Here is a 19,815-nt window from a genome sequence, read left to right as displayed (position 1 = left end):
GCGGGTGGCGTCGCGGGGGCGGCGATCGAGGAAGGCGCGACGCGGACGCAGGGTGTTGAGGTCACGGTGCGGCTCGACAACGGCCAGTTCCTGGCGGTCGTGCAGGCAGACGAGGGAGAGGCTTTCCGCGCCGGAGAGCGGGTGCGCGTGCTGCGCGATGCCGGCACGACGCGCGTGTCGCGTTAGTCTGGCGCGAGCCCTGGTCGGCAGGGCAAACTCAAGGATAGAAGATATAGACCCGGTAGCCGGTCGGGGCGAGATCCGGGGCGGCGAAGGGAATGCGCGCGTTGATTGCGCTGCGGCTGGCGAAGGTGGCGCCATGCTGGTTGCGGGGAACCCACTCGTGAGGAGCCAGTACGCGACGCGCGACCGGCGTGTCGCGCGCGTCGGTCAGGGTCAGTTCCATGTGCGGCCATGCCTGCGCGTATTCGGCGCGGTTGTTGACCGTGGCGTACAGGATGTACTGCCCGGGCTTGCCGGGTTCGGATTGCAGGTCCGAAGCGTCGAGGCCGATCAGCTGTGCGTCGCGCGGAAACGGGATCTCGCAGCCGAGCGCGCCGCAGGCCGCACTCAGCAGGGGGCGCAGGCCGGGCAGTTCACGGGCGATTTCCATTCGATACAGATAGACGCATTGCGCTGCCAGCAGTGTGCCGAGCAGCCCGATGGCAAGGCCGGCAAGCGCGCGCTGCAGCGGGCTGGCCGGTTGGCGGGGGCGGCCGTATTTCGCATCGAGCTGTTCGATGTCGATGTGGGCTGCCTTCATGTCGGTCGGCTTGGCGGGCGCCGCATCCGCCTGCGTGCCGGCAGTCCGTCCGGTTTCTGTTTCAGCGGGCGTGTCGGTGCTTGCGGCCTCGTCCGAGCCGATGCCGGCGGCGGGATGGGGAGCGGCTATGTCCAGGGCGGCAGACGTTTCCTCTGGGCCGGATCCGGCTTCGAATTGCCGGGCCGTTCCGGCTCCGTCAGGGGCTAGGTTCTTGACGTGAGGCGGCAGTGATCCGGCGTCGCCGTGTGGGGCGTCCGTTGCCGGGCGCCGGCCGCTGCGGACGACCTCGGGCAGCGTGGGGGGACTCATCCCTTCGGCTGTCGGGACGGGCTCGGCGGGCGCGGCTTCACGCGTGGGGGCGGAGAAGTCCTCCGGTATCTCGAAATCGAGATGGGGGGAGGTCGGCGGCTTTTCTTCGAGGACGATGAATCCGGGGGGCGCGGCCGGGGAAATGGGCTCAGCATCCTGCGGCAGGTGCCGTGGCGGCTCCGCAAAGGCGGGTCTTGCCGGCGGCGTCCTGCTGCGCTGCACGATCTCGTGTTCGAGCGCGTTGAAGGGGTGGAAGCAATGGCCGCAGCGGACTTCGCCACGGCGTGCGTGAAGCTGTTCCGGGCCGAGCCGGAAGGTCGTCTGGCAGGCTGGGCAGCGCGTCAGCATCATGCCGCGGGGCGTTGCCCCTCCAGCCTGACCCAGCCTTCATGCGTTGCGCCGACCTGCAGCGCGATGAATGGCGCCCAGGCTTCGATGACCTGTCCGGCCTGGGTTTCGAGCACGCCGGACAAGGCCACGCGGCCGCCCGGTGCGACGCGTGCGGCGATGGCGGGGGCGAGCACGCACAGCGGGTTGGTCAGGATGTTGGCGACGACGAGGTCGAAAGTGTCGCCCAGCGGCACACCCGAATGCTGCAGGCGGATCGCCGCGGCGTTGCGCGCCGCATTGTCGCGCGCGGCGTCGACGGCCTTGTCGTCGATGTCGATGCCGAGCACGTCTCCCGCGCCCAGCCGGGCGGCGGCGATGGCGAGGATGCCCGAGCCGCAGCCATAGTCGAGCAGGCTGCAGCCGGGCGTGACGGCGTCGCACAGCCATTCGAGGCACAGGCGGGTGGTCGGGTGCGAGCCGGTGCCGAAAGCCATGCCTGGGTCGAGCTCGATGTTGATCGCAGCGGGGTCCGGCGCCTCATGCCACGAGGGCACGATCCACAGGCGCTCGGTGATGCGGATCGGGTCGAACTGGCTTTGCGTGAGCTGGACCCAGTTCTGTTCGGCGATCTCTTCGGTGCTATGGGGCGGGATGGCGCCGAAGCCCGCTGCCCGTGCGGCTTCGGCGAGCAGGGCGGCCAGCGCTTCGCTGCCGGTACCGCCGTCGACCAGGGCGATCACCCGGCTGCGGTCCCACAGCGCGGCCGGCAGGTGGCCGGGTTCGCCGAACTGGGGGGTTTCCGCATCGGTGCCGGCGTCGGCGTCCTCGATGGACACCGACAGCGCCCCGGCGTCCATCAGGGCGTCGGACAGTGCTTCGGCCTTGGCCGCGTCAGCCTGCAGGGTGACGGAGATCCACATCCTCTCAGCTCTTCACTTCGTTGCGGTCGGCCAGCTTGTGTTCCAGATAGTGGATGCTGGTGCCGCCTTCGATGAAGCGCGGGTCGAGCATCAGGGTCTGGTGCAGCGGGACGTTGGTCTTGATGCCTTCGACCATCATTTCCGAGAGCGCGATGCGCATGCGGCGGATGGCCTGGTCGCGGGTGTCGCCGTAGGCGATCAGCTTGCCGATCATCGAGTCGTAGTGCGGCGGCACCGTGTAGCCGTTGTATACGTGCGAATCGACGCGGACACCCGGGCCGCCGGGGGTGTGCCAGTTGCTGATGCGGCCGGGCGAGGGCGTGAACTTGAAGGGGTCTTCGGCGTTGATGCGGCACTCGATGGCATGGCCGCGGAATACGATGTCGCGCTGGCTGAACCAGAGCTTCTCGCCGGCGGCGACGCGGATCTGCGCCTGCACCAAGTCGATGCCGGTGATGAATTCGGTCACCGGGTGCTCGACCTGCAGGCGGGTGTTCATTTCGATGAAGTAGAACTCGCCGTTCTCGTACAGGAATTCGAAGGTGCCCGCGCCGCGGTAGCCGATCTTGCGGCAGGCTTCGGCGCAGCGTTCGCCGATCTTGGCGATCAGCTTGCGGTCGATGCCGGGTGCGGGTGCTTCTTCGATGACCTTCTGGTGGCGGCGCTGCATCGAGCAGTCGCGTTCGCCCAGATAGACCGCGTTGCCGTGCTGGTCGGCCATGACCTGGATTTCGACGTGGCGCGGGTTCTCGAGGAACTTCTCCATGTAGACCATGGAGTTGCTGAAGGCCGCCTGGGCTTCGGCGCGCGTGGTGGTGACGGCGTTGAGCAGCGCGGCTTCGGTATGGACCACGCGCATGCCGCGCCCGCCGCCGCCGCCGGCGGCCTTGATGATGACCGGGTAGCCGACCGCGCGGGCGATCTTGATGATCTCCTTCGGATCGTCGGGCAGTGCGCCGTCGGACCCCGGAACGCAGGGTACGCCCGCGGCCTTCATCGCGTCCTTGGCCGAGACCTTGTCGCCCATCAGGCGGATGGTGTCGGGGCGCGGGCCGATGAAGACGAAGCCGGACTGTTCGACGCGCTCGGCGAAGTCGGCGTTTTCGGACAGAAAGCCGTAGCCGGGGTGGATGGCTTCGGCGTCGGTGACTTCGGCGGCCGAGATGATCGCGGGTACGTTGAGGTAGCTCAGTGCCGACGAGGCTGGGCCGATGCAGACCGATTCGTCCGCGAGGCGGACGTACTTGGCCTCGGTGTCGGCCTCGGAGTGCACGGCGACCGTCTTGATGCCCAGTTCGCGGCAGGCGCGCAGGATGCGGAGTGCGATCTCTCCGCGGTTGGCGATGAGGATCTTCTCGAACATGGCGCGATCAGCCGATGATGAACAGCGGCTGGCCGTATTCGACCGGCTGGCCGTTCTCGACCAGGACGGCCTTGACGACGCCGGAGAACTCGGACTCGATCTCGTTCATCAGCTTCATGGCTTCGATGATGCACAGACGGTCGCCTTCGACCACGCTCTGGCCGACGTCGACCATCGGCTTGGCGCCGGGGGCGGAGGCACGGTAGAAGGTGCCCACCATGGGCGACTTGACGACGTCGCCCTCGGGCAGGGCGGCGGCTGCGGGCTCGGCCGGGGCGGCCGCGGGGGCGGCTGCCGCCCCCGCGATGGGGGCTGCTGCGGGGGCCTGGGCGATGTAGGTCGCGGGTGCGGCGATGCTGGCGTGCTTGGCGATGCGGACCTTCTCTTCGCCTTCGGTGACCTCCAGTTCGGAAATCCCGGATTCCTGGACGAGGTCGATGAGTTTCTTCAGTTTGCGCAGATCCATGCTATTTCTCCGTGCTGGACGAAGCCGCCCTGATGGCGGCTGCCGGCGATGATCAGTGTTCTTGTTTCCGCAACCGGCTGCGGGCCCGGGAGGGGCCGCAGCGTGCGGCGCTTCGATGGGGTGGGATGCTGTGAGACGATGAGGGCGCACGACGGGGCATGCCCTGGAAGTTTGTGCAAACGCGGCCGCGCAGGGACAGAAAAGCCCCTGCCGCAGCGGCTCGCCAAGCCCGGTCGATGGCCGGAGGATGTGCCCTTCTCGTTCGCAGAGGTTCCGCCTGCGAGATCGCAAGCCGTCTTTTGGCTGCGTTTTCTACGCTTCATGGCAGCAAGTTTGCAGCAATTCGATGCAAGTTGTCCACATCGGCGTCTGCCTGGCGAGTGTCTCAGGAGGCGAGCAGTGCGCGGATTTTGCTCTCGAGTTCGTCTCGCTTCAAGGTGCCGAGCTTGATGTGGCGCGCCTTGCCGTCGCGATCGATGATGACGGTGAAGGGCAGGGCGCGGGCGTCGTTGCCGAATTCCGCAGCCAGCGTCAGCACGTCGGGGCCGGCGATCAGCAGCGGGTACGGCACCTTGAACTCATCGTCGAAGGCGCGCACTTTTTCGAGGCTGTCGACACTGATGCCGACGAACTGGACCGGCTGGTCGGCAAGGGCCTGGCTGGCAGCGGCGAAGTCGGGAATCTCCTTGCGGCACGGCGGGCACCAGGTGGCCCAGAAGTTGGCGACGATGACCTTGCCGCGCCACTGCTCGAGTGCCTGCGGCCGTTCATCGGTGTCGGGCAGCGTGAGCGCGAGCAGGGCGTCGATGGCCTGTGCGGGAACCTGGCGGGTCTGGGTCGAGGGGGCGGTTTCGCCGCTGCGATTGGCGAGATAGCCGCCGATCCCGGCCAGGATGGCGACGGCGAGGATCAGCAGGGTCTGGAGCTTGCGGTTCATGGGATGTCCTTCAGGCGTCGGCGGGCGGGATTCTGTCCCTGCCGTCCGCGTTGAGCAAGGCTTCGACCTGCGCCAGCCGGGCGCGTTCCTGGCCGCGCCGGCCGCTGCGCTCGGCGCCGGCGGAGTAGATCGACAGCCGCACCGGCACTTCGTCCCAGTCGAAGCTGAGGATCGCCTCTGGCGTGTTCGGCGCCGGGCGGCGGGGCTCGCGATGGTCGTAATGGAAGTTCTGGTTCAGGAAGAAGATCTCCACTTCCTTGGCGCTCTCGGGGAAGAGCTCGATCTCCAGTTCGGAGTAGCGGCCTGCCGTGCCGTCCAGCGCGCCGCCCGTGAGGTAGGGGCGGAAGTCGGCGAGCAGGCGCATGACCTCGATCGCGGCGCTGCGCATTTCATACAGGCGTTCGGGCTGTTCCTCGTCCTGGTACAGCGCCTGCCAGGCGCGCAGTTCGGCCTCGATCTCGGCGTTGGTGGGCAGGGCGTCGGAGTCGGCCGCGCCGAGCTGCTTGGCGGCCTTGCGCTTGGCGAAGCCGAAGTCGCTGATGCCGTCTTCGGCCATCATGCGGGCTGCCAGGGCGGCGATTTCGCGCCGGAGGGTGCCATTGGGGGTCGCGTGTGAGTGCATGATGGGGGTCGGGTAGAATGCGGGCCAATTCTACACGGGCCGGTTTCATCCGGATGACGGCCTCCCGGAGCTTGTTCCCTATGCACATCCATATCCTCGGCATCTGCGGCACTTTCATGGGCGGCGTGGCCTTGCTCGCGCGCGCCGCCGGCCATGTCGTCACCGGCTGCGACGCCAACGTCTACCCGCCGATGAGCACCCAGCTCGAAGAACAGGGCATCCGCCTGACCGAGGGCTACGATCCGTCGCAGATCGACCTCGCGCCGGACCTGTTCGTCATCGGCAACGCGGTGTCGCGCGGCAATCCGCTGCTCGAGGCGATTCTCGACCGCGGCCTGCCTTACGTTTCCGGGCCGCAATGGCTGGCCGAGCATGTGCTGGCCGGGCGCTGGGTGCTCGCGGTGGCGGGCACGCACGGCAAGACCACGACCACTTCGCTGCTGGCCTGGATGCTGGAGGATGCGGGGCTCAACCCCGGCTTCCTGGTCGGCGGCGTGCCGCAGAACTTCGGCGTGTCGGCGCGGCTGACCGAGGCGCCCTTTTTCGTCATCGAGGCCGACGAGTACGACACGGCCTTCTGCGACAAGCGCTCGAAATTCGTGCATTACCGGCCGCGTACCGCGATCCTGAACAATCTCGAATTCGACCATGCGGACATCTTTGCCGACCTGGCGGCGATCGAGACGCAGTTCCATCACCTGGTGCGCACCATCCCCGCTGCGGGCAGGGTGATCGCCAACGGGCGCGAGGACAGCCTGAAGCGCGTGATCGGGCGCGGCTGCTGGTCCGAACTGGAGTGGTTCAACGCGCCGGCGCAGTGGCATGCCGAGGCCGGCGTGTCGGAGGCCGAGGCGGTGTTCAGCCTCGGCGGCAAGGAACTGGGCCGGGCGGAGATGCCGCTGGCCGGCAGCCACAACCGCGAGAACGTGTTGGCTGCGATCGCCGCTGCACGCCACGTCGGCGTTACGCCGGCGCAGTCCATCGCCAGCCTGGCGCGTTTCGAAGGCATCAAGCGCAGGCTGGAGCTGCGCGGAACGGAAAAGGGTGTCCGCGTATACGACGATTTCGCCCATCACCCGACGGCCATCGCGCTGACCGTGGGCGGCCTGCGGCGGCGGGAGCCGCAAGGGCGCATCCTGGCCGTGCTCGAGCCGCGTTCGAACACGATGAAGCTGGGGGTGATGAAGGCGCAGTTGCCCGCCAGCCTGGCAGAGGCCGATGCGGTGTTCTGCTATGCGAACGATCTGGGCTGGGATGCAGCCGCCGCGCTGGCGCCGCTGGAAGAACGGGCGCGGACCTACGAGCGGCTGGATCGCCTGGTGGCGGACGTGGCCGCCTGCGCGCAACCCGGAGACCACGTCCTGGTGATGAGCAACGGCGGCTTCGGCGGCGTGCATCAGAAACTGCTCGATGCACTTGCCGCGTCCTGAGCGCCTTACTTGCTGGCGCCGGTGGGGTTGTCGAGCCGGCGTGCTTCTTCTTCGTTGATGTACTCGAATACGCGCACTACTTTGCTGACGCCCTTGCTGGTGCGGGCGATCTCGGCGGCGGCGTCGGCTTCGGCGCGGGTGACGATGCCAAGCAGGAAGACGACGTTGGCTTCGGTCACGACCTTGATGTTGTGTGCGCCGAAGCGCCTTGCATCGAGGAAGCGGGCCTTGACGTTGGAGGTGATGAGGGTGTCGTTGCCGCGGGCCGTCAGCGTCGAGTTGGGGCCGACCACGACTTCGTTGATCACGCCGCGGACGTTGTCGACGCCGGCGACGACGCTGTCGAGTTCGCCGCGCACGCTGTCGTTGGGGGCTTCGCCCGTCAGCAGTACGTTGCGGTTGTAGGACGTGACATTGACGTGGACGCTGTCGCCGAAGCGTTCACGGATGCGGCTGGATACCTTCCATTCGATGCCTTCGTCCTCGACGTAGGAACCGCTCGTGCGCCGGTCGGCGATCATCGCTGCGCCGGCGCTGACGCCGGTGGCGACGACCGGGAAGCAGCCCTGCAGCAGGGGCAGGGTGCCTGCCGCCGCGAGGCCGAGCAGGAGACGGCGGCGCAGGCCTTGCGGCAGGCCGGACGGGCTGGGTATGTCGTGCTTGTGGCGCATCAGTCTTCCACTCCGAGTAATAGACAATCGATGCCGTCGCACAGGCAGTGCAGGATCAGCAGGTGCAGTTCCTGGATACGCGCCGTGCGTGTGGCGGGGGCAAAAATATGGATGTCGTCGGGGCCGAGAAGTTCGGCCGTGGCTCCGCCGTCGGCGCCGGTCAGGGCAATGACCCGCATGTCGCGCTCATGCGCGGAGCCGATGGCTTCGAGAATGCGGGGCGAGCCGCTGTGGGGCGACAGGGTGAGCAGGATGTCTCCGGGCTGGCCAAGCGCGAGGATCTGGCGCGAGAACAGCCCTTCGGTCGCAGGGTCGCCGGCGAGCGGCGCCAGCGTCGAGGCGTCGGCGCTGAGCGCGAAGGCGGCCAGCGAAGGGCGTTCGAGCTCGAAGCCGTTGACCAGTTGCGCGGCGAAGCGCCGCGCGTCGCCGGACGAGCCGCTGCCGCCGCACACCAGGATCTTGCCGTTGTCGAGCAGGCTGGCGGTGATGATCTCGATCGCGCCCGCGATCGGCGCGGCCAGCATTTCGAGCGCATCGAGCGTGGCGCGCGTGTTGTCCTGGAACTGGCGTGAGATGCGCGCGATGAGGTCCATTTCGCATGTGTCGTTCGATGGGCACGAAAGTCTAGCATGCTGTCTCAGCCGGCATCGAAGGCGCCGCGTAACCAAGTGATGCCCGCTTCGTCGAGGCGGTCGAGCAGGACGGCGTCGAAGCGGCAGGCGGCCGACTGGAAGCGCCGGCCCTGGCCGCCGAGCCACCAGCGCGCCGCCAGCAGCACGCGGCGCTGCTTGGCGCTGGTGATGCTCTCGGCCGCGCCGCCGAAGCGGGCGTTGGTGCGCAGCCGCACCTCGACGAAGACGACGCTGCCGCGATCGAGGCCGATCAGGTCGACTTCGCCGCCGCGGCAGCGGACGTTGCGTGCGATGATGCGCAGGCCGTGCGCTTCGAGATGGCGCGCGGCCAGATCCTCGGCAATCCGGCCGCGTGCTTGCGCCGGTGTCGGACGGGCGCTGACAATGTCGTCCGCTGCTTCGGGCATGCGCCTCGTGCGTCCGTCCGCCGTCATTCCACCGTCCTCGCCAGGTGCCGCGCGGGCACCGTACCCATTGCCATGAATTCCATCCCCCGCATCGCTCTGCCCGCTAACCCGCTGTCAAGTACGGCGTCATTGTATGTGGTGGCGACGCCGCTCGGGAACATCGGCGACATGGGCGTGCGCGCCGTCGCCGTGCTCGGTGCGGTGGATGTCATTGCCGCCGAGGACACGCGCCACAGCCAGCGTCTGCTCGATGCTTTCGGCGTGACGACGCGCATGCTCGCGGTGCACCAGCACAACGAACAGGAGGCCGCAGGGCGCCTGATCGCCTTGCTCGAATCCGGGCAGCAGGTGGCGCTGATCACCGATGCCGGCACGCCCGCGGTGTCCGATCCCGGCGCACGGCTGGTGGCGCGGGTGCGTGAGGCCGGGCATGCGGTGGTGCCGGTGCCGGGCGCATGCGCGGCGGTCGCGGCGTTGTCGGTGTCCGGTTTCGCCGAAGGCGGATTCCGTTTCGTGGGTTTCCTGCCGCCGAAGGCGGCGGCGCGCGTGGCTGCGCTGCAGCCGCTGCGAGACGAGGCCGATGCGATGGTGTTCTACGAGGCGCCGCACCGCATTGCCGAGTGCGTGGCCGATCTTGCCAAGGTCTTCGGCGCCGAGCGCGAACTGCTGATCGCGCGCGAGATGACCAAGCTGCACGAGCAGATCGTGCGCATGCCGCTGGGCGAAACCGCGGCATGGTTTGCCGCCGATCCCAACCGCAGCCGGGGCGAGTTCGTCCTGGTGCTGGCGGGAAAGCCGCGAAGCGAGGGCCTGGATGCCGAGGCCGAACGGGTGCTGGCGCTGCTCCTCGGCGAACTGCCGGTGAAGAGCGCGGCCCGGCTCGCTGCCGATATCACCGGCGCGTCCAGGAACACCTTGTATGCACGGGCGCTTGCCCTGCGCAAGGCGCGCGGCTGACGGCAGACTCTTCGGGCGGAGCGCGGCGTATGGCCGCGGCATGGGGCAGGATGCGCGCCCAAGCCCGATGCGAGCGCCTATAATCGGCGCTCCGGCTTCAAGGATACGCACAATGCAATCGATCACCCTGGTCCGCCCCGACGACTGGCATCTCCACGTGCGCGACGGCGCCGCGCTCGCCTCCGTGGTTCCGCATACGGCCGCGCGCTTCGGCCGGGCGCTGATCATGCCGAACCTGAAGCCACCGGTGACGACGACTGCTCAGGCCCTGGCCTATCGTGAACGCATCCTGGGCGCGGTGCCCGGCGCGCGCTTCGAGCCCTTGATGAGCCTGTATCTCACCGACAACCTGCCGCCCGACGAGATCGACCATGCCGCCGCCTCGGGCCATGTCGTCGCTGCCAAGCTCTACCCCGCCGGCGCCACCACCAACTCCGATGCGGGCGTGACCTCGATCGACAAGGTCTACGCGGTGCTCGAGCGCATGGAAAAATGCGGCCTCGTGCTGTGCGTGCATGGCGAGGCGACCGGCGCCGACGTGGATGTGTTCGATCGCGAGCGGGTGTTCATCGAGCGCACGCTGTCGCCGCTCGTGCGGCGCTTTCCGGGCCTCAAGATCGTCTTCGAGCACATCACCACGGCCGAGGCGGCGCAGTTCGTGCGCGCCGCGGGCAGCCATGTCGCCGCCACGGTCACGGCCCACCACCTGTTGCTGAACCGCAACGCCATCTTCCAGGGCGGCATCCGTCCGCATCATTACTGTCTGCCGGTGCTCAAGCGCGAATCCCATCGCGAAGCGCTGATTGCCGCCGTGACGTCGGGCAGCGCGCGTTTCTTCCTCGGCACCGATTCGGCGCCGCATGCGTGCAGCACCAAGGAGAACGCCTGTGGCTGCGCGGGGTGCTACACCGCGCACGCCGGCATCGAACTCTACGCCGAGGCTTTCGACGCCGCCGGTGCGCTCGACAAGCTGGAAGCCTTCGCCAGCCTCAACGGCCCGGCCTTCTATGGCCTGGCGCCAAACGCGGACACCATCACGCTGCAGCGCGAGGACTGGGCCGTGCCGGCGGCCTATCCCTACCTCGGCGATGATCCGCTCGTCCCGCTGCGCGCCGGTGAGACGGTCGCGTGGAAGCTGCTGGGCTGAAGGGGGCGTCCATGGAAAACCGCGTGGGAATGCGCATTGCCCGACTCCGCCGCGTGCTGATGGCGCTGGCCCTGCTGCCGGTGCTCGCCGCCTGCGAGAACAGCGCGACCGCCTACATGGTCGACGGCAAGGATCATGCGCTGGTGCTGGTGCGCGAGCAGAAGTTCTTCTGGGACGGCGAGCTCAAGCAGGCGGTGATTGCTTCGCGTCTGCCGAAGTGCCAGAAGCGCGTGTCGATCCATCCGGGTTCGACGACGCTGGTCGAGATGCGTGTGTATGAGGCGGGAGACCTGCTGTGGGCCTTGCAGCAGGGGCCGCACTGGTATCTCGCCAGCACCGAGGTGTGCCGTGTGCAGGATTGGGACAACGCCTCCGGCCAGCCGCCGGGACGCCTGGTCGGCAGTTTCACGCTCAGGGACGGTGCGCCGGTTTTTGTCGCAGCGCCGGCGGACGGCGGCTGAGGCCGCGCGTATAATCCGCCGCGGGAAGTTCGCCAGGCAGTCGCTGCGCACCTCGTCGTGCGTGGAGGAAAGTCCGGGCCCCGCAGAGCAGGATGCCGGCTAACGGCCGGGCGCCGTGAGGCGACGGAAAGTGCAACAGAGAGCAGACCGCCGATGGCCGCCGTGAGGCGGATCAGGCAAGGGTGAAACGGTGCCGGGGTATGCGCAAGCATGTCGCGGGCCGGTGCGAAAGCATCGGCGGGTAAGAGCCCACCGCAGGACTGGTAACAGGACTGGCACGGTAAACCCCATCCGGGGCAAGGCCAAATAGGGGAGCATCGGCGTGGCTCGCGTCGCTCCCGGGTAGGCTGCTAGAGCGTCACGGCAACGTGACGCCCAGAGGAATGACTGCCCGATGCCGCCGGCTTGCCGGCGGCGTTCGACAGAACCCGGCTTATCGGCGAACTTCCCACGAATTCCCCATCCCGAGTCCGGGCGCGGCGCTTCGCGCCGTGCCGGTCTCCGCGCAGGTGTCGTTCGCGCATCTGCTTCCACTTCTCAGTGTTCGCCGGCCTGCCCCGAAGGCAGGCCGGCGCCCCGTCGCGGGCATTCTCTCCCCACTTTCTCCCACTTCTTTGGCCGCCGGGGCGCAAGTTCGTCTCGTTTCGCACGTTCATGCACTATCTCCCTTGATTTTTCAGGTTTTATTCCATCTTAGCGGATGCGCGATAAGTCATTGTGTAACAACGAAATTCCGGATTTCCAAGCTTGACCGGGTAAAGCCTTTCTACTAAAGTGGGTCCAAGTGGAAAAAAGTGGGAAAAAGTGTCATTCCGACACTGCCCCGGCGCCATCAGGGAGAGCAATGTTCCAGGGAGCCGCAGCGCTCAATCTCGATGCCAAGGGTCGCCTCGCGATCCCCGCACGGCATCGCGATGCCCTGGCCGTCGAAAGCGGCCAGGTGGTGCTGACCGCCCATCCCCATGGCTGCCTGCTCGTCTATCCCGTGCCGGCCTGGGTGCCGATCCGCGACAAGGTGCTTGCCGCCCCCGGCCTCGATCCGACCTCCGCCATGCTCAAGCGCCTCCTCGTGGGCTTTGCCCAGGAAGAGGCGCTCGATGCCGCCGGCCGTGTGCTGGTGGCGCCGTCGCTGCGCCAGTTCGCGAAGCTCGACAAGCAGGTCTGGCTGGTCGGGCAGGGAAGCCACTTCGAGCTGTGGTCCGACGAAGGCTGGCAGAAGCAGCAGGAGGCCATGCTGGCGCTGATGAACACCGGGCTGCCGCCCGGCTTCGAGAGCCTTGCGCTGTGAGCGCCGTAGTCCTTCCCCCCAATGCACACGTCACCGTCCTGCTGCAGGAAGCGGTCGATGCGCTCGAGATCAAGGCGGGCGGGGTGTATGTCGATGGCACCTTCGGCCGCGGCGGACACAGCCGCGCGCTGCTCGCGCGGCTCGGGCCGCAGGGGCGGCTGATTGCCTTCGACCGCGATCCCGCGGCGATTGCCGCAGGGCGGGCGTTGGGCGACGCGCGCCTGACGCTGGTGCATTCGGCCTTCAGCGCGTTCGACGAAGTGCTGGACGGCCTCGGCGTGGCGCAGGTGGATGGCGTAGTGCTGGATCTCGGGGTGTCTTCACCTCAACTCGACGACGCGGCGCGGGGCATGAGCTTTCGCTTCGACGCGCCGCTGGACATGCGTATGGACACCAGCCGCGGGCAGACCGTGGCGGACTGGCTGGCGGAAGCATCCGTCGGCGAGATGACGGAGGTAATCAGGGACTATGGCGAGGAACGGTTTGCTCATGCGATTGCAAAGGCGATTGCAACTGCTCGGACAGGGGGGGCTGTTGCAACCACTGGACAACTTGCCGCGATCGTGGAAAAAGCGGTCCGTACACGCGAGCCGGGGCAGCACCCGGCGACACGCACCTTCCAGGCTCTACGGATTTTCATTAATCAAGAGCTCGAGGAACTGACGCGCGTGCTGCCCGCCTGCGTACGCCGTCTGGGTACGGGTGGGCGGCTTGCGGTGATCAGCTTCCATTCCCTCGAGGATCGCATCGTCAAACGCTTCATGCGTGACGAATCCCGCCCGCCGGTCCTGCCCGCGCGCTTGCCGATCCGGGCCGCCGACCTGCCGCAGCCCCGCTTGCGCCTGGTCGGCAAGGCGGCGCGTCCGGGCGCCGCCGAGGTGGCGGCCAATCCGCGTTCGCGCAGTGCCGTGATGCGGATTGCCGAGCGTACCGAGGTGCCGGCATGAGGATGCGTTTCGATGCCGTCCTGGTGGCGCTCGTGGTGGCGAGCGCGCTGGGGGTGATCTCGGCCCAGCACCAGGCGCGCAAGCTGTATGCCGAGTTCGAGCGCGAGCAGGCGCGTGCCCACAGCCTTGAAGTGGAATGGGGGCAATTGCAGCTTGAACAAAGCACCTGGGCGGCGCACGCCCGGGTGGAAAAGCTCGCGCGGGAAAGGCTGGGCATGCGCCCGCCGGTGCCGGGCCAGGTCTTGTTGGTGGAGCCGTAATCATGAAGAAGAACCAGCGTACGGTCACCTTCAATCACAATCCCCTGCTCAAGCGCGAGTTGCCGATGTGGCGCCCGCGCTTCGTGCTGCTCGCCTTGCTGGCGGGGTCGATGACCTTGACCGGGCGTGCGCTCTACCTGCAGGGCGTCAACAACGATTTTCTGCAGGCCAAGGGCGAGTCGCGCTACGCACGCACGATCGAGATCCCGGCCACGCGCGGCCGGATCACCGATCGCCATGGCGACATGCTGGCGGTCAGTACGCCGGTGCGCTCGGTATGGGCGCTGCCCGCGGATGCGAAGCTCGAACCCGCGCAGGCTCGCGAACTGGCGCGCATGCTGGAAATGGATGTGCGGGAGCTCAACGAAAAGCTCGCCGTGCAGCGTGATTTCGTCTATCTGAAGCGCCAGCTGTCGCCCGAGGTGGCGCAGCGCATCGCCGATCTCGAACTGCCCGGCATCCATCAGCAGAGGGAGTTCCGCCGCTACTACCCGGGTGGCGAGGTGATGGCGCACATCCTCGGCTTCACCAACGTCGAAGACCGCGGGCAGGAAGGGATCGAACTGGCCTTCGAGAAGCAGCTTGCCGGCGCTCCGGGGCTGCGCCGCGTGATCAAGGACCGCCGCGGACAGATCATCGAGGGCGATGCCGTCGTGCGTCCGCCGCGTGAAGGCGAGGAAGTGGCGCTGTCGATCGACGGCAAGATCCAGTACCTCGCCTGGTCCGCCCTGCGCGACGCGATGCAGCAGCACAAGGCCAAGGCGGGAGCGGCGGTGGTCATCGACTCGCGCACCGGCGAGATCCTCGCGCTGGCGAATGCGCCGACCTTCAACCCGAACAACCGCCGCAACCTCACTGGCGAGCAGTTGCGCAACCGGGTGTTTACCGACAGCTTCGAGCCGGGTTCGGTCATGAAGCCCTTCATTGCCGGGCTTGCGCTCGACCGCGGCAAGGTCAAGCCGACCACGCTCATCGATGCAAGTGCGGGGCGGATGACGATCGGCACGGCGACGATCTCGGATTCCCACCGCCATGACAAGCCGATGACCGTCAATGAGGTCATTCAGAAGTCCTCCAACATCGGTACGGTCAAGCTCGCGCAGTATTTTTCGCCGACCGAGATGTGGCAGTTGTTCGACGACCTCGGTTTCGGCAAGCCGCTCAACCTGGGCTTTCCCGGCGAAAGCGGCGGTCGCCTGCGCCCGGCCAAGGCGTGGAAGCCGATCGAGCAGGCGACGATGTCCTACGGGCATGGCATCTCGGTCAGCCTGATCCAGATGGCGCGCGCCTATCTGGCCTTTGCGCGCGACGGAGAGCTGGTGCCGCTGTCGCTCACCCGTGTCGACGGAGTGCCCAGCAACGGGCGGCGGATCTTCTCGCCCGAGACCACGCGGGCGGTGCGCGCGATGCTGGAATCGGTGACCCAGCCCGGTGGCACGGCGACGAAGGCGCAGGTGGCGGGTTATCGCGTGGGCGGCAAGACCGGTACCGCGCTCAAGATCGAGAATGGCCGCTACGTCAAGCGCTACATCGCCTCCTTCGTCGGGTTCGCGCCGGTGTCGAACCCGCGCCTCGTCGTTGCCGTGATGATCGACGAGCCGAGCGCCGGCAGCTATTACGCGGGCACCGTGGTCGGGCCGCTGTTCTCCCGCATCATGGAAGGCTCGCTGCGTTCGCTGGGTGTGGCGCCGGATGCGCCGCTGACGCCGCTTCAGCTTGCCCGCCGGCAGGCCGAAGAAGATGGTGCCGCCAGCGCGCTGCGGGAGAGCATGTAGATGAGCCGGGTCGAATCGATCCTGGCATGCCTGCGCGCGGCCGGCGTGAACCCCGCCGGGATCACTGCCGATTCGCGCAAGGTCGGCATGGGCGAGGTGTTCGCCGCATGGCTGGGGTTCCGCACCGACGGACGGCGCTACCTGGCGTCGGCGGTCGAGCGCGGCGCGGCCGCCGTGCTGTGGGAAAGCGCGGATGGCTTCAATCCCGGCCATCTGCCCGTGCCGTCGCTGCCGGTGGAAGGCCTGCGCGATCTCGCCGGCCATCTCGCGCATGAAATCTATGGCCGCCCGTCGGAGAAGCTCTGGCTGGCGGGCGTGACCGGCACCAACGGCAAGACCACGGTCAGCCAGATGCTTGCCGCCGCGCTGCAGGGCATGGGCACGCGCTGCGGCATCGTCGGCACGCTCGGCAACGGCTTTCCGGGGCAACTGGAGAGCGCGCTCAACACCACGCCCGATGCGCTGGAACTGCACCGCCTGCTGGCGGGCTTCGTCGATGCGGGCGCGGGCGCGGCGGCGATGGAAGTGTCGTCGATCGGACTCGATCAGGGGCGCGCGAATGGCGCCTGCTTCGATGTCGCGCTGTTCACCAATCTCAGCCGCGACCACCTCGACTACCACGGGTCGATGGACGTCTATGGCGAGGCCAAGGCGCGCCTGTTCGCGCTGGGGAGCGCGGCGACCGCCGTCATCAACATCGACGACCCCTTCGGCCTGATGCTCGCGCGCCGCCTCGTCGCCGAGGGGCGGGAGGTCATCGCCTGCACCCTGTATCAGGCCAACCTGGAGGCCGTGCTCGGCGCAAGGGCCTTGCTCGCCGACCGCCTGCAGTCATCCGCCACGGGCCTGCGCTTCAGCCTGCAATGGGAGGGCCGCGCCGCCGACGTCCAGGTGCGCATGGTCGCTCCCTTCAACGTTTCCAATCTGCTGTCGGTCGCCGCCGCCCTGCTGTCGCGCGGCGTGCCCTTCGACGAGCTGCCGCCCACCCTGGCCCGCCTGCAGCCGCCGGAAGGGCGCATGCAACTGGTGGGTGGCGTGTGCGAACCCCTGATCGTCATCGACTACGCGCACACCCCGGACGCGCTCGCCCAGGTGCTGGCGTCGCTGCGCACGACGGTGAGTTCGCGCAAGGGGCGGCTGGTATGCGTGTTCGGCTGCGGCGGCGACCGTGATCCGGGCAAGCGGCCCTTGATGGGCGAGGTGGCGAGCCGGCTTGCCGATCGCGTCATCGTCACCAGCGACAATCCGCGCAGTGAAGATCCGCTGAAAGTGCTCGAAGCCGTTGCCGCCGGCGCGGGGGCGGCCGCCGAGCGCATCGTCGACCGCGCTCAGGCCATCGGCTTCGCCGTCGCGCAGGCAGCGGCGGACGACGTGGTGGTGATCGCCGGCAAGGGGCATGAGCCCTACCAGGAGATTCACGGCCAGCGCCTGCCGTTCTCCGATTTCGAACAGGCCAACCTCGCGCTGCGTGCGTGGCATACCGGAGGTGCGCAGCGATGATGAACCTGCAGGACGCCGTCCGAGCCCTGGCGACCCACGATGCGCATGCGATCGGCGCGGTGCGTTTCGGCAGCGTCGGTACCGACAGCCGGGCGCTGGCGCCTGGCCAGTTGTTCGTCGCCCTGCGTGGCGAACGCTTCGACGGCCACCACTTCGTCGCCGCCGCCGCGGAGGCGGGAGCGGCGGCCGCGCTCGTCGATGCGCGCTGGTTTGCGGACAACCCGGCGCCGGCGCTGCCCGTCGTCGTCGTCGACGATACCCGGCTCGCGCTCGGTACCCTGGCGGCAGCCTGGCGCGCGCGCTTCGCCCTGCCGCTGATCGGCGTGACGGGCAGCAACGGCAAGACGACGGTCAAGGAGATGTGTGCCGCCATCCTGCGCGCGCAGGCACGGCGCGACGGCTTCGGCGACGAGTCGGTGCTGGCGACGCGCGGCAATCTGAACAACGACATCGGCATGCCTCTGACCCTGCTCGAACTGCGCGACTTCCATCGTGCTGCGGTGGTCGAGATGGGCATGAACCGCCCTGGCGAGATCGCCTACCTGGCCGCTCTGGCGCAGCCGACGGTGGCCGTCGTGAACAACGCCCAGCGCGCGCACCTGCAGGGCATGGGCACGCTGGACGAGGTCGCCCAGGAGAAAGGCGCGATCTATACCGGGCTCGGCAGCGCCGGCGTGGCGGTCGTCAATGCCGACGACCTGCATGCGGGCGACTGGCGCGGCCTCAACGCAGGGCGGCGGATTGTGACATTCGGTATCGACCAGGCTGCCGACGTGCGCGGCCGCGGTACCCTTCGCGGCCTTGGCTCGCGGGTCGAGCTCGAGACGCCGCAGGGGCGCATCGAATTCACGCTGCAGGTGCCCGGGGCGCACAACGTGCGCAATGCCCTCGCGGCGGCGGCGGCCTGCCTGGCTGCGGGGGCGGCGCCCGACGCGGTAGCCGAAGGCCTGGCGCAGTTTGCCGGCACGCGCGGCCGCCTGCAGCGGCGCGACGGGTTGAAGGGGGCGCTGATCCTGGACGACTCGTACAACGCCAACCCCGACTCCGTGCGCGCTGCCATCGACGTGCTGGCGGCCATGCCCGGCCATACCTGGCTGGTGTTGGGCGACATGGGCGAAGTGGGCGAGACCAGCGCCCAGGTGCACGACGAAATCGGCGGCTACGCCAAGAGCAAGGGTATCGATGGCTTGTTTGCACTGGGCGAGATGACGGCGGTTGCGGCGCGCAATTTCGGTGAAGGCGGGCATCACTTCGGCTCGCCCGAAGCCCTCGTCCGTGCCCTGTCGGCCCGGCTCGACACTGACTCGGTGGTGTTGGTGAAGGGCTCGCGATTCATGCGCATGGAAAGAGTGGCGGATGCGCTTGCGGCAGTGCACAATCCCGCCCCTTCGAATGGAACCGGCTCCTGACATGCTGTTGGAACTTGCACTCTGGCTAGGCCAGGACATTCGTGGCTTCAACGTCTTCGGCTACATCACGCTGCGGACGGTGCTGGCCGCGCTGACCGCGCTGGCGATCTCGCTGATCGCCGGCCCCGGCGTCATCCGCTGGCTGGCGGCGAAGAAGATCGGCCAGGCGGTGCGCGACGACGGCCCCAAGTCTCACCTGACCAAGGCCGGCACGCCGACCATGGGCGGCGCGCTGATCCTGATCGCGATCGGCATCACCGTGCTGCTGTGGGGCGACCTGAAGAACGACTACGTATGGGTGACGCTGTTCGTCACGCTCGGCTTCGGCGCCGTGGGCTGGGTGGACGACTGGCGCAAGGTCGTGCATCGCGACCCCAAGGGGCTGGCGAGCCGCTGGAAGTATTTCTGGACCTCGGCGATCGCGCTCGCGGCGGCCGTGTATCTCGGGCTCACCGCCGGCACCCCGGCCCAGACCGAACTGATCGTGCCCTTCTTCAAGGCCGTGGCCTATCCGCTGGGCATCTTCGGCTTCATCGCGCTGACCTATTTCGTCATCAACGGCACCAGCCACGCGGTCAACCTCACCGACGGCCTCGACGGCCTGGCGATCATGCCGACGGTGATGGTGGCCGGGGCGCTCGCCATCTTCGCCTACGTCGCGGGGCATGCGGGCTTCTCGAGCTACCTCGGTGTGCCTTATATCGCGGGGGCCGGCGAGCTGGCGGTGTTCTGCGGCGCGATCTGCGGCGCCGGGCTGGGCTTCCTGTGGTTCAACGCCTATCCGGCGGAGGTCTTCATGGGCGACGTCGGCGCGCTGGCGCTGGGCGCGGCGCTCGGCACTATCGCCGTCATCGTGCGCCAGGAGATCGTGCTTTTCATCATGGGCGGGCTGTTCGTCGCCGAAACGCTGTCGGTGATGGTGCAGGTGCTGTACTTCAAGGCCTCCGGCGGCAAGCGCATCTTCCGCATGGCGCCGCTGCACCACCACTACGAATTGGGCGGCTGGAAGGAAACGCAGGTGGTGGTCCGCTTCTGGATCATCACCATCATGCTGGTGCTGTTCGGGTTGTCGACGCTGAAACTGAGATGAGCGCACTGACGGGCAAACACGTTCTGGTACTGGGGCTCGGCGAATCGGGCCTGGCGATGGCGCGCTGGTGCGCGCTGCGCGGCGCGCGCGTGCGCGTGGCCGACAGCCGCGCCACGCCGCCGGGCCTGGAC

General features: G+C 68.0%; 22 protein-coding genes and 1 other RNA gene. 14 read left to right on the top strand and 9 right to left on the bottom strand.

The annotated features are described in order from the left end of the window. Nucleotides 1-186, top strand: a 186-nt coding sequence (locus tag C666_RS14765; RefSeq protein WP_004341958.1) for an outer membrane lipoprotein, incomplete at its 5' end; no start/stop codon positions are given. Nucleotides 187-217: 31 nt separating this feature from the next. Here C666_RS14765 and C666_RS14760 read toward each other — a convergent pair. The 6 genes from C666_RS14760 to C666_RS14735 all read right to left on the bottom strand — a co-directional run bounded on the left by C666_RS14760 (nt 218) and on the right by C666_RS14735 (nt 5,647). Next, nucleotides 218-1,423: a DUF3426 domain-containing protein gene (locus C666_RS14760; protein ID WP_004341956.1), complete on the bottom strand. Its 1,206-nt coding sequence runs from the start codon at nt 1,421-1,423 to the stop codon at nt 218-220. Beyond that, entirely contained in the window at nt 1,420-2,322 is a 903-nt protein-coding gene (gene prmA / locus C666_RS14755; RefSeq protein ID WP_004341954.1) for a 50S ribosomal protein L11 methyltransferase, read from the bottom strand. The genes C666_RS14760 and prmA overlap by 4 nt, the downstream gene beginning before the upstream one ends. Before the next feature lie 4 nt (nt 2,323-2,326). Beyond that, a complete protein-coding gene (gene accC / locus C666_RS14750) occupies nt 2,327-3,685 on the bottom strand; it encodes an acetyl-CoA carboxylase biotin carboxylase subunit (protein ID WP_004341952.1) in 1,359 nt (452 codons plus the stop codon). Between the two features lie 7 nt (nt 3,686-3,692). Further along, the gene (gene accB, locus C666_RS14745; protein ID WP_004341950.1) at nt 3,693-4,151 is read right to left on the bottom strand and encodes an acetyl-CoA carboxylase biotin carboxyl carrier protein; all 459 of its coding nucleotides are present in this window, start codon (nt 4,149-4,151) and stop codon (nt 3,693-3,695) included. A 385-nt stretch (nt 4,152-4,536) separates the two neighbouring features. Continuing rightward, the gene (locus C666_RS14740) at nt 4,537-5,088 is read right to left on the bottom strand and encodes a TlpA family protein disulfide reductase (RefSeq protein ID WP_004341948.1); all 552 of its coding nucleotides are present in this window, start codon (nt 5,086-5,088) and stop codon (nt 4,537-4,539) included. A 10-nt stretch (nt 5,089-5,098) separates the two neighbouring features. Then, a complete protein-coding gene (locus C666_RS14735; protein WP_004341946.1) occupies nt 5,099-5,647 on the bottom strand; it encodes a hypothetical protein in 549 nt (182 codons plus the stop codon). Nucleotides 5,648-5,790: 143 nt separating this feature from the next. On the opposite strand from C666_RS14735, the gene mpl reads away from it, so the two are divergent. Further along, nucleotides 5,791-7,140, top strand: a complete 1,350-nt coding sequence (gene mpl / locus C666_RS14730) for a UDP-N-acetylmuramate:L-alanyl-gamma-D-glutamyl-meso-diaminopimelate ligase (protein ID WP_004341944.1) — start codon at nt 5,791-5,793, stop codon at nt 7,138-7,140. Between the two features lie 5 nt (nt 7,141-7,145). Here the strand turns inward: mpl and C666_RS14725 are convergent, their stop codons facing one another. The 3 genes from C666_RS14725 to C666_RS14715 are packed head-to-tail and all read right to left on the bottom strand — an operon-like array spanning nt 7,146 to nt 8,850. Beyond that, nucleotides 7,146-7,811: a BON domain-containing protein gene (locus C666_RS14725; protein ID WP_004341941.1), complete on the bottom strand. Its 666-nt coding sequence runs from the start codon at nt 7,809-7,811 to the stop codon at nt 7,146-7,148. After that, complete coding sequence (locus C666_RS14720) at nt 7,811-8,404, bottom strand: SIS domain-containing protein (protein ID WP_004341939.1); 594 nt, start codon at nt 8,402-8,404, stop codon at nt 7,811-7,813. Before C666_RS14720 ends, C666_RS14725 begins: the two co-directional genes overlap by 1 nt. 44 nt (nt 8,405-8,448) lie before the next feature. Continuing rightward, nucleotides 8,449-8,850 carry a YraN family protein gene (locus tag C666_RS14715; protein ID WP_028792412.1) on the bottom strand — a complete coding sequence of 134 codons (402 nt, stop codon included), beginning with the start codon at nt 8,848-8,850 and terminating at the stop codon, nt 8,449-8,451. Between the two features lie 129 nt (nt 8,851-8,979). Here C666_RS14715 and rsmI point away from each other — a divergent pair, with 129 nt between their 5' ends. The 12 genes from rsmI to C666_RS21210 form a co-directional block, all read left to right on the top strand. Then, complete coding sequence (gene rsmI, locus C666_RS14710) at nt 8,980-9,807, top strand: 16S rRNA (cytidine(1402)-2'-O)-methyltransferase (RefSeq protein WP_004341935.1); 828 nt, start codon at nt 8,980-8,982, stop codon at nt 9,805-9,807. A gap of 112 nt (nt 9,808-9,919) precedes the next feature. Next, nucleotides 9,920-10,954, top strand: a complete 1,035-nt coding sequence (gene pyrC / locus C666_RS14705) for a dihydroorotase (protein WP_004341932.1) — start codon at nt 9,920-9,922, stop codon at nt 10,952-10,954. Between the two features lie 29 nt (nt 10,955-10,983). Then, the gene (locus C666_RS14700; RefSeq protein ID WP_004341930.1) at nt 10,984-11,415 is read left to right on the top strand and encodes a hypothetical protein; all 432 of its coding nucleotides are present in this window, start codon (nt 10,984-10,986) and stop codon (nt 11,413-11,415) included. 24 nt (nt 11,416-11,439) lie between these two features. Next, nucleotides 11,440-11,867, top strand: an RNA gene (rnpB, locus tag C666_RS19365) — RNase P RNA component class A. Nucleotides 11,868-12,259: 392 nt separating this feature from the next. Then, entirely contained in the window at nt 12,260-12,703 is a 444-nt protein-coding gene (mraZ, locus tag C666_RS14695) for a division/cell wall cluster transcriptional repressor MraZ (protein WP_004341928.1), read from the top strand. After that, entirely contained in the window at nt 12,700-13,650 is a 951-nt protein-coding gene (rsmH, locus tag C666_RS14690; RefSeq protein ID WP_004341926.1) for a 16S rRNA (cytosine(1402)-N(4))-methyltransferase RsmH, read from the top strand. The genes mraZ and rsmH overlap by 4 nt, the downstream gene beginning before the upstream one ends. Further along, nucleotides 13,647-13,910 (top strand): cell division protein FtsL, encoded by a 264-nt coding sequence (ftsL, locus tag C666_RS14685; protein ID WP_004341924.1) that lies wholly within the window; start codon nt 13,647-13,649, stop codon nt 13,908-13,910. Before rsmH ends, ftsL begins: the two co-directional genes overlap by 4 nt. A gap of 2 nt (nt 13,911-13,912) precedes the next feature. Then, nucleotides 13,913-15,685, top strand: a complete 1,773-nt coding sequence (locus C666_RS14680; protein WP_004341922.1) for a peptidoglycan D,D-transpeptidase FtsI family protein — start codon at nt 13,913-13,915, stop codon at nt 15,683-15,685. Further along, entirely contained in the window at nt 15,686-17,185 is a 1,500-nt protein-coding gene (locus tag C666_RS14675) for a UDP-N-acetylmuramoyl-L-alanyl-D-glutamate--2,6-diaminopimelate ligase (RefSeq protein ID WP_004341920.1), read from the top strand. Next, on the top strand, nt 17,182-18,594 hold the full coding sequence (locus C666_RS14670) for a UDP-N-acetylmuramoyl-tripeptide--D-alanyl-D-alanine ligase (RefSeq protein WP_004341918.1): 1,413 nt from the start codon (nt 17,182-17,184) through the stop codon (nt 18,592-18,594). Before C666_RS14675 ends, C666_RS14670 begins: the two co-directional genes overlap by 4 nt. Nucleotide 18,595: 1 nt before the next feature. Then, nucleotides 18,596-19,684 (top strand): phospho-N-acetylmuramoyl-pentapeptide-transferase, encoded by a 1,089-nt coding sequence (gene mraY, locus C666_RS14665; protein ID WP_004341915.1) that lies wholly within the window; start codon nt 18,596-18,598, stop codon nt 19,682-19,684. Continuing rightward, nucleotides 19,681-19,815: hypothetical protein (locus C666_RS21210; RefSeq protein ID WP_004341912.1), on the top strand; the 135-nt coding region annotated here is incomplete at its 3' end. The genes mraY and C666_RS21210, both read left to right, overlap by 4 nt.

It is taken from the genome of Thauera linaloolentis 47Lol = DSM 12138 (assembly GCF_000310205.1).
Lineage (GTDB): Bacteria > Pseudomonadota > Gammaproteobacteria > Burkholderiales > Rhodocyclaceae > Thauera > Thauera linaloolentis.
This window is presented reverse-complemented; position numbering and strand designations above follow the sequence as displayed.